We start from the raw sequence: 9,632 nt of genomic DNA, 5'->3' as shown, positions 1-9,632 counted from the left end.
GCGTAGTAGAGCCCACTCAACCACTGCGTCTTGCTCGACAATCCAAAAACAATTGAGAGGCTAGGACTTTTGTCCCACTCCCTTGGTCCAGTTTCGTGAAACTGCTTCATCTTCTTCTAGTTGCGCCACTAGTTGATCGATCCCATCGAATTTGACCATTTCTCGAATCTTATCCAACCAATGAATGGTCAGGGTATGACCGTAGATATCTCCTGTAAAATCAAAGAGATTGACTTCGAAACGAAGCTCTTTTCCATCAAAGGTGACATTTTTCCCAACAGAAGCCATGCCACGATAGATCTGCCCTTTAAAATCGACATCAACTACATAAACCCCATCTGATGGTAGATAGGTCCGGTCAATCGGCGCTAGATTGGCGGTAGGATAGCCAATAGTGCGACCACGCGCATCCCCATGCACGACGATTCCTCGACTGGATAAAGGGTGACCAAGTAGACGGGCAGCTTCTTGGACGCGTCCTTCTAGGATAGCTTGACGAATACGGGTCGAACTAATCTTCTCCCCCTGATCCAATACAGGAGAAATGACTTCCACTTGACCATCAAAATAATCAGCTAAGTCAGAGGCCTTTTTCTTATCAGAGCCAAAACTATAATCAAATCCAGCAATTAAAACTCGGGCTCTCAAGGCTTTGACAAATTGATCGACAAATTCTTTGGCAGTTTTAGAAGCAAAATCGGTCGTAAAATCAATGAGGAAGAGCTCATCTACTCCTAGTTCGTTTAATTTTTGGAACCGATCCTCAGGACTTTGCAAATGGAGTAACAATTCTGGTTGGTAGCGAACAAAGGCTAACTTAGGAGATTCAGGAAAGGTTAACAAAGCGACCTTCAAGCCTTTTTCATCCGCGATCTGACGCGCCATTTTAAAAAGTTCTTGATGTCCCAGATGCAGGCCATCAAAGTAGCCCAGAACCAAAACTGTCTCATTCTCCAAATGGATCTGGTTAGCAGTAGTAATCGTACGAATATTCATGAATTTATTGTAACACACTTTCTGTCAGAAAAACCTTGCGAGGTTTGTAAAGTTCTTCTCTTTTTTCTAAAATGGCTACCAATTTCCCTTGGTAAAAAGCAGCTAACTCTTTGGCTTCGCTCTCAACCGGAATAAAGCGTCCCACTTGGACTTCACCGACCTCTTCTACTGTCAGCTCTACTTTTTCCAGATCCCCTGTTCCAAATTCAAGTGGATGAAGGAAGCTCAAATCTCCTTGGGCTACTTTTTCAGCCACTTCTTCTAAGGTCAGGGCATCATCCAGTGACAAACCAGCAGCACTGGTCCGTGTCAAATGAGACATATGGGCTGCGTAACCCAGTTTTTGACCAAGGTCCACAGATAAGGTCCGGATATAGGTCCCCTTGCTGCATTTAACCCGGAAGCGAAAACGGGCCAGGCCTTCTTCATAGCCAATCTCACTAGTGCGCGTGAATTCATAAATGGTTACCTGCCGGACAGGGCGTTCCACTTCTTCTCCTGCCCGCGCATATTCATAGAGCTTACGTCCATTGACCTTGACTGCTGAATACATAGGTGGTACTTGCTCGATTTCTCCCACCATTTGGGCAATCATGCGGTCCACCTCTGCTACATCTAAAGGGGCTTCCACTGGGGTCCGCTCTATGACTTCCCCACTGGCATCCTCCGTCGTGGTAGAAAATCCCAAAGTGATTTCTCCCTCATAGACCTTGCCTTCATCTTGCATGAATTCGACCATCCGGGTCGCCTTTCCAACTGCAATCGGAAGCACTCCCACCACATCTGGATCCAGCGTTCCCCCATGGCCGATCTTCTTAGTTCCTAAGATTTTTCGCAGTTTAAAGACCACATCATGTGAGGTCATGCCTGCTTCTTTTTTTACATTGATAATTCCGTCCATCTGATTTGTTCTTTCTAACTGATTGTGTGACCATCCGGGCCACCGACCCTTTATTATACCATGAAACAAGACTTCTTGTCCCTCTTTCCCCCCTTCCCATGAGCTCCTAAAAAATCCCGTAGCAGATTTCAGACTTTTTAAAATGGGTTTGATACAATAGAAAGCGAAAGAAGGTGTAACATATGTTAATGTATGATGTTATTGTGATTGGATTTGGTAAAGCTGGTAAAACACTTGCAGCGAAATTATCAAGCCAAGGAAAAAAAGTTGCTCTAATTGAAAAGAGCAAATCTATGTACGGTGGTACTTGTATCAATATCGCTTGTATTCCAACCAAGACCTTGATTGTTGCAGCAGAAAAAGGCTTGGATTTTGAGCAAGCCATGAATGAGAAAAATGCAGTCACTACTCGTCTCAATGGCAAGAACTACGCAACCATTGCTGGAACTGGTGTAGACATTATCGACGCGACGGCTCGTTTCGTTTCTAACAAAGTCATCGAAATTCAAGCTGGAGATGAAAAGGAAGAATTGACAGCTGAAACCATTATTATTAATACTGGTGCTGTGCCAAATGTCCTTCCAATCCCAGGTTTAGCTGAAAGTAAATTTGCCGTGGATTCAACCGGTATTCAACGTTTGGAAAACCTACCTAAACGCCTGGGTGTCCTTGGTGGTGGACCTATCGGATTGGAATTTGCTCATCTCTATAATACCTTGGGCAGTCAAGTAACGGTGCTGGATGCTTCTGAAACATTTTTGCCACGGATCGAGCCAAGTATTGCAGCTCTTGCAAAAAGCTACCTTGAAGAAGACGGTATTCAATTCTTGCAAGGCGTTCATACCCAAGAAATCAAAGATGGTCAAAACAGCTTAACGGTTGTCACAGATAAGGGAGACTTCGAGTTTGATATCCTTCTCTACGCAACAGGACGTAAACCAAACACAGCTGGACTTGGTCTTGAAAACACAGATATCCAAGTCACTGATCGTGGAGCGATCCAAGTCAACCGTCATTTAGAAACCAGCGTCCCCGGTGTATTTGCAGTTGGGGATGTCAATGGTGGTCCGCAGTTCACTTACATGTCACTCGATGACTTCCGCATTGTCTTCAACTATCTCACAGGCGATGGTAGCTACAATCTCGAAACTCGTAGAAATTATGCGACAACACTCTTTATTGCTCCTCCACTTGCCCAAGTCGGCTTGACCGAGCAAGAAGCACGCGACAAAGGGCTCCCAGTCGCTGTTAAAGAATTACCAGTTGCTGCTATGCCTCGCGGACATGTCAATGCAGACCTCCGAGGTGCCTTCAAAGCCGTGGTCAACCCAGAAACCAAAGAAATTCTTGGAGTGACGCTCTTTGGAGAAGCTGCAGGCGAAATCATCAACCTGATCACCATGGCCATGGACAACAAGATCCCTTATACTTACATCGCAAAACAAATCTTTACCCACCCAACCATGGCAGAAAACCTAAACGATCTCTTTGCGATTTAACTAACATAAAAAAGCTGGAAATATTCCAGCTTTTTTTAGTTTAAGAATTCACAGACAGCCTCTTGAAATTCTTTATTTTCTTCATAAAGAGCATGCCCAGAATGCTTTAGAATAAGGAGCTGACAACCCGAAATCGCTTTTGCCAGTTCCTTGGATCCGTCCACACCAATCACATCATCTTCAAGAGCACCAAGGATCAGGGTCGGACAATGAATTTCCTTTAAGACCTCAAGGCTATTATGTTCCAGGCAAGACTGAGACTGAATGGCAATTCGTTTTTCATCCTTCATTCGTCCCAAGCGACCCATGATATTATAAAGCAACCGCCACTTTTGATAACTCTTTTGCGTATAAGAATGCTTTGCAATATCCACCATGAGATGCTTAAAATTTCCAGATTGACTAAGTTGTTGCCAATGCTCAATTCGTTCTCTAGCAAGTTGACTAGGGTTTGCAGTAGTCACGGCTAAGATGAGCTTTTGAACCTTTTCAGGGAAATCTGCAGCTAGCCATTGGGCAATCATTCCACCTTGTGAAATCCCCATAACATAAGTGGTATCTAGGTTTAGTGTCTCCATTGCTTCTGATACATCTGCTGCCATATCCCGCGTCGTATAGCCCTGCCTCAACTCATTGATTCGAGAAAAAACATAGATTTTATAGCGTTTAGCAAGTAGACGATAAGAGAGGGAAAAGAGCTGGGCCTTTCCTCTAACGGTCTGAAGCCCATCCCCCAAGCCTGGTATGATCACTAATGGCTGTATACCTTTACCAAATGTCACATAGTCCATGGTTTTCCCATTCATGGACAAGGTAGCGTTCTTAGCTGAATACAAAGATTATTCTCCCTTCAAGGCATCAAACTTGGCCTTCATGGTTGGATTCTTCCGGGTCAATTTTTTAACGGAAACATCATCTAGCTTGTTATTAGCGAGGCGGAGTTGGTTTTCTGATGTGGTCAAGAATTTCTTGACTTCTTCCATCCGCTTGATGGCTTTGTCGATTTCATCGATGGCCTTGCCAAAGTTGACAGAAGCCGAATTGTAGTTCTTAGCAAAGGCAACTTTGAAAGCATCCAGGTCTTCTTCAAAGTGAGTAATGTCAATATTTTGTTCACGGACAAGCGCTAATTCCTGCTTGTATTTAAGGGAATTAAGGGCCGCATTGCGCAGGAGCCCAATGATCTGGATAAAGAACTGAGGACGGACCACATACATCTTCTCATACTCGTGGCTAACATCGACAATCCCTGTGTTGAAGTAGTCGTTATCTGCTTCAAGCATGGTCACTAAAACCGCATACTCACAGTTCTTTTCTCGACGGTCCTTGTCCAATTCCTTGTAGAAATCGGCATTCTTATGCTTCTTCTCAGTACCGTCAGCTTCATTCTTCATCTCGAACATAATGGAGATAATCTCCACCCCATTTTCATCGCACTCGCGGAAGATAAAGTCGCCTTTAGACCCACGCGCAGAGACCTTGTTGTCCTTTTCAAAGTAGGCATTTGGGAAGGCAAAGCTACGTACCTTGTTAAACTCACTCTCCGCATACTGCTCCAGACTTTCCCCGATAGCCTTAGTCGACTGCTGGGCCTTGAAGTTCTTATAGAACTCAACTTGCTCATTTGCTGCCTTAAGTTGGGCTTCGTAGTTTTGCTTAACAGTAGTCAGAGAAAGCTCGTTTTCTTTTTCTTGTAATAGGAGCTGATTTTTGACCTGATCTCTTTCTTTCTCTAGATCAGATAGTGTTTTTTGAAGCTGATTTTCATGCTCCAAGCGCAAAGTGGCCAACTGATTCTCCAGCGCTTGCACTTCTTTTTCTTTCTCTAGCAGGCTTTGACTAGCTGTTTGCTCCACCTCTTTTTTGGCCAATTCTTTTTCAGTATCAAACTGTTGAATCTGGTTTTGTAATTGGGCAATTTCTTGGTCCTTCTTAGCTAACTTCTCTTGCTGCTCATTAAGGGCCTTTTGCTCAGCTAAAGCCAACTCTTGCCGAATCCGCTCATGAATTTCCTTGTCAAACTCAGCTGTCCGTACCTGTGACAAGAGTTTGCTGTATTGACTTTCGTTGACTGTAAAGACTTCCCCACAGTTGGGACACTTGATTTCGTTCATAGTATGCCTCTTTCTCTATTCTTAGTATATTATATCATGCCACCAGTAAAATCAAAACCAGCAAGCTAAGCTTGCTGGTTTCAACTGAATATTCATTTCCCTATAGAGACTTTCCTTAGGTGAGGACGGACGGTAGCGACTCCCTTTGGGATTCCATACCTTAGATTTGAGCCTTACGTCTCAAATCTACCGAGCACCAGAAACCAATGCGTTTCTGGTGCTTTCCTCACGGCGAAAAGTCTCAATCTATTTTGAACTAGTTCCAAAATATCCTTTTTCAATAGTCTCATTCAGTAATAACTTAAGATCTCTGAATAGAGGTTGCTTGTTTATAATCTGAAACAGTGAACTTCGCTTCCTGATCTCGACTTATTTCTTCTCAATTGGCGCGACACTAGCCAAGAGTTTTTTGAGACCCACTTCTGGGAAGTTGATCTTGAGCTCTTGGGTACTACCACTACCAGAGACTTCTAAGACAGTCCCCTCGCCCCACTTCTTGTGAATGGCAATGTCTCCAATGGCCCATGCGACGCTTTCTTTAGCAGCAGCTCGGTTACTATTGCCAAAGGGGAGGCTTGATGATGTGAGAGTACTTGGGGCTGCTTGTCTCTTGCGCTCTTGAAGGGCTTGTGACAAGCTCATGCCTTTTCCAAAGGTCGTTCCGCCACCATTACTATAAGAAGCTTTAAAGCTGGTATTAACTGGACGGGCTAATCCTTGGTAGGTTAATAAATCCGAGCTAATTTCATTGATGAAACGCGTTGGCCGGTTGTAGCTGGTCCGTCCAAAGAGCAAACGTGAGTTAGCATTGGTCAAGAAGAGAACCTTCTCTGCCCGCGTGATCCCTACATAAGCCAGACGGCGTTCTTCCTCCAACTCATCTGGATCCTCAGCCGCACGACTAAGAGGAAAGACATTTTCTTCCATCCCAATCAAGAAGACGACTGGGAATTCCAATCCCTTGGCTGCATGAAGAGTCATCAAGGTGACTTCTGAGGTTTCTTGGGCCCCATCGTCTGTATCGGCAATCAAAGCCAAATCGTTCAAGAAACGACTCAAGGTATCCACACCTGATTCGTCTTCGACGGTCTCTCCATTTTCATCAAAATTCTTGGTAACAGATAGGAACTCTTGGATATTCTCGATGCGGGCCTGACTTTCCAAATTTCCCTGATTGGTTAGGGCCGTCATATAACCTGTCTTGTCAAGGACTTCTTCGACCAACTCTGTAATGGTCAGCTGGTCCAATCTTTCTCTCAAATCAAGAATGAGATTGGCAAAGTCCCAGATGGCTTGGGCTGCCTTTCCTTTGATGCCAGAGAGCATGATATTGGCTGAAGCATCCAGGAGTGAAGATTCTTGCATTTGAGCAAAGTCACGAATCTTATCCACTGTACCTGGCCCGATTCCCCGCTTAGGTTCATTGATAATTCGCTCAAAACTGATATTGTCACTGAGATTGGCAATCAAGTTCAGATAAGCAATGACATCTCGAATTTCCTTACGGCTGTAGAACTTGGTGCCCCCTACCATGGTGTAAGGAATGTTGGACTTGAGCAGCGCTTCTTCAATGGTCCGTGACTGGGCATTGGTTCGGTAGAGAACAGCAAAATCACGGTGCTTGTAGCCAGCTTCGCGACTCAGCTCTTCAATGGTTTTAGCAACAAAGACTGCTTCATCCTGCTCGTCATTAGCCCGGTAATAGACAATCTCTTCCCCGTCTTCATTTTGGGTCCAGAGATTCTTCGGACGGCGGTGGCGATTGTTTTTGATGACATCATTGGCTGCTTGCAAGATCGTCTTGGTCGAGCGGTAATTCTCTTCTAGGAGGACGACCTTAGCTTCCTTATAATCCTTCTCAAAGTCCAGGATATTCTGCATATCTGCTCCCCGCCAGCCATAAATAGACTGGTCCGCATCCCCAACGACACAGATATTTTTAAAGCGTGAAGCCAAGAGTTTGACCAATTGGTATTGGGCATGGTTGGTATCTTGGTACTCATCCACGTGGATATATTGGAACTTCTGCTGGTAATAGGTCAGTACATCTGGATGCTGATCAAAGAGACGCAGGGTCAGCATGATCAAATCATCAAAGTCTACCGCTTCTGACTGCCGGAGTTCCTTTTGGTAAGCCTCATAACACTTGGCGACGATCTGAGTATACATATCTCCCGCTTGTGCAGCATAGGCCACTTCATCGATCAGGTCATTTTTAGCATTGGAAATAGTCCCCAAGATGGTCCGTTCATTCCATTTCTTAGGATCCAAATTTAAGGACTTCAAGATCCGCTTCATCAAGGTCCGTTGCTCACCTGGATCGACAATGGTAAAGTTACGATTGTAGCCAATGTGATCCGCATCTCGGCGAAGGATGCGCACACACATGGAGTGGAAGGTGGCAATCAAGCAATCTTGGGTGGCTGGATTCAACTGATAAGCCCGCTCCTTCATCTCCCTAGCGGCTTTATTGGTAAAGGTAATGGCCAAAATATTCCAAGGATTGACCATTTTTTCATCGATCAAGTAAGCGATGCGGTGGGTCAAGACACGTGTCTTACCAGAACCAGCCCCCGCCATGATCAAGAGGGGACCTTCTGTCGTTTGGACCGCCTCTGCTTGGCGATCATTCATACCATTCAATAAAGGATTCATCTCATACTCCTCATTCATTCAATCGTTCTATTATACCACAAAAACCTGCCTAGCTTCTTTTAAAAAAGGACTCATTTGAATTTCCCTTCCAAAAACGATATAATAGTAGCTTAAAGAAAACAGGTTCATATCCGAGGTTGTAGGAGGAAATTTTGGAAAAACCATACAGTAACTTAAAACTGGCCGAACGTGGTGCCATCATCAGTATTTTAGCCTATTTACTACTTTCTTCAGCAAAATTAGCTACTGGCCATCTGCTTCACTCCTCTAGTTTGGTAGCCGATGGATTTAACAACTTATCAGATATTATCAGCAATGCTGCCCTGCTCATCGGGATTCGTCTCGCTCGCCAACCAGCTGACCGTGATCACAAGTTTGGTCACTGGAAAATTGAGGATCTAGCTAGTCTAGTCACCTCCATCATTATGTTTTATGTCGGTTTTGATGTCTTACGCGATACCCTCCAAAAGATCTTCAGCAATGAAACAGTTAGCATTGATCCACTCGGTGCTGGCGTCGGAGTGGTTTCAGCCCTTGTCATGCTAGGCGTTTATTTCTACAATCTTCGCTTAGCAAAACGGGCCAAATCAAAAGCCTTAAAAGCAGCCGCAAAAGACAATCTTTCAGACGTCGTCACATCTCTTGGAACGTCGATCGCGATCGCTGCTAGTGCTTTTAACTATCCAATTGTCGATAAAATCGTAGCCATCATCATCACCTTCTTTATCCTCAAAACAGCCTACGATATTTTTATGGAATCTTCCTTTAGTCTTTCAGATGGCTTTGACGATAGTCTCCTCGAAGATTACGAAAAAGCTATTTTAAAACTCCCTAAGATTGCGCGTGTGAAATACCAACGCGGACGGACCTACGGAAGCAATATCTATCTGGACGTTGTCTTGGAGATGAATCCCGATCTTTCCGTCTATGAAAGCCATGCGATCACAGAAGAAGTCGAGAATCTCCTAAAAGAAGAATTTGGAGTCTTTGACATTGACGTCCATGTGGAACCTAGCTCAATTCCTGAAGATGAGCTGATCGAAAACGTTGAAAAGAAACTCTTAACCTATGAAAAACGCCTCTATGCTAAGCAAGAGTTTGATACATTGCTAGCGGATAATTATACCTTGATTGACGATACCGGTCACGAACACAACAAGGCAGAATTATTAGAGGCTCTCGCAAGCGACCAAGTTCAATTGCAAAACTTTGAACTGGAATCCATCAGCCAAAAAACCAAACTCATACGCTATGAACTAGATGGTCAAATCCATACCAGTCTCTGGCGTCGCCATGAAACGTGGCAAAAGATTTTCCATCAAATTACTAATAAAACCGACTAAAAGAGGCTGGGACAAAAGTCCTAGCCTCTCAATTATTTTTGGATTGCCGAGCAAGACGCAGTGGTTGAGTGGGCTCTACTACGCTGATTTCATCAGCTTTTACAGCCCTACTCAACTGTGCGGA

At 44.3% G+C, this 9,632-nt stretch carries 7 protein-coding genes; 2 read left to right on the top strand and 5 right to left on the bottom strand.

The window, feature by feature from the left end:
- Window positions 1-60: 60 nt before the first annotated feature.
- Both K1I56_RS09685 and truB read right to left on the bottom strand, forming a co-directional pair.
- On the bottom strand, window positions 61-996 hold the full coding sequence (locus K1I56_RS09685) for a bifunctional riboflavin kinase/FAD synthetase (protein WP_155199460.1): 936 nt from the start codon (window positions 994-996) through the stop codon (window positions 61-63).
- A gap of 4 nt (window positions 997-1,000) precedes the next feature.
- A complete protein-coding gene (gene truB, locus K1I56_RS09680) occupies window positions 1,001-1,897 on the bottom strand; it encodes a tRNA pseudouridine(55) synthase TruB (protein ID WP_223325856.1) in 897 nt (298 codons plus the stop codon).
- 182 nt (window positions 1,898-2,079) lie between these two features.
- Here truB and K1I56_RS09675 point away from each other — a divergent pair, with 182 nt between their 5' ends.
- Entirely contained in the window at window positions 2,080-3,396 is a 1,317-nt protein-coding gene (locus tag K1I56_RS09675) for an FAD-containing oxidoreductase (RefSeq protein ID WP_118397112.1), read from the top strand.
- Between the two features lie 35 nt (window positions 3,397-3,431).
- Here the strand turns inward: K1I56_RS09675 and K1I56_RS09670 are convergent, their stop codons facing one another.
- The 3 genes from K1I56_RS09670 to pcrA form a co-directional block, all read right to left on the bottom strand.
- Window positions 3,432-4,232 (bottom strand): alpha/beta fold hydrolase, encoded by an 801-nt coding sequence (locus tag K1I56_RS09670; protein ID WP_411575284.1) that lies wholly within the window; start codon window positions 4,230-4,232, stop codon window positions 3,432-3,434.
- Window positions 4,233-4,235: 3 nt separating this feature from the next.
- Window positions 4,236-5,510, bottom strand: a complete 1,275-nt coding sequence (locus K1I56_RS09665) for a DUF2130 domain-containing protein (RefSeq protein WP_223325855.1) — start codon at window positions 5,508-5,510, stop codon at window positions 4,236-4,238.
- A 369-nt stretch (window positions 5,511-5,879) separates the two neighbouring features.
- Entirely contained in the window at window positions 5,880-8,165 is a 2,286-nt protein-coding gene (gene pcrA, locus K1I56_RS09660) for a DNA helicase PcrA (RefSeq protein WP_049472276.1), read from the bottom strand.
- A gap of 152 nt (window positions 8,166-8,317) precedes the next feature.
- On the opposite strand from pcrA, the gene K1I56_RS09655 reads away from it, so the two are divergent.
- Complete coding sequence (locus K1I56_RS09655; protein ID WP_223325854.1) at window positions 8,318-9,508, top strand: cation diffusion facilitator family transporter; 1,191 nt, start codon at window positions 8,318-8,320, stop codon at window positions 9,506-9,508.
- The last annotated feature ends 124 nt before the right edge of the window (window positions 9,509-9,632 follow it).

It is taken from the genome of Streptococcus parasanguinis (assembly GCF_019929185.1).
Lineage (GTDB): Bacteria > Bacillota > Bacilli > Lactobacillales > Streptococcaceae > Streptococcus > Streptococcus parasanguinis_O.
The sequence above is the reverse complement of the archived record's forward strand: the minus strand, read 5'-3'. Positions and strand labels throughout refer to the sequence as shown.

What these genes read in the sequence shown, in the direction of transcription:
- K1I56_RS09685 (WP_155199460.1), bottom strand. Translation starts at nt 996, where the DNA reads ATGAATATTCGTACGATTACTACTGCTAACCAGATCCATTTGGAGAAT.
- truB (WP_223325856.1), bottom strand. Translation starts at nt 1,897, where the DNA reads ATGGACGGAATTATCAATGTAAAAAAAGAAGCAGGCATGACCTCACAT.
- K1I56_RS09665 (WP_223325855.1), bottom strand. Translation starts at nt 5,510, where the DNA reads ATGAACGAAATCAAGTGTCCCAACTGTGGGGAAGTCTTTACAGTCAAC.
- K1I56_RS09675 (WP_118397112.1), top strand. Translation starts at nt 2,080, where the DNA reads ATGTTAATGTATGATGTTATTGTGATTGGATTTGGTAAAGCTGGTAAA.
- pcrA (WP_049472276.1), bottom strand. Translation starts at nt 8,165, where the DNA reads ATGAATCCTTTATTGAATGGTATGAATGATCGCCAAGCAGAGGCGGTC.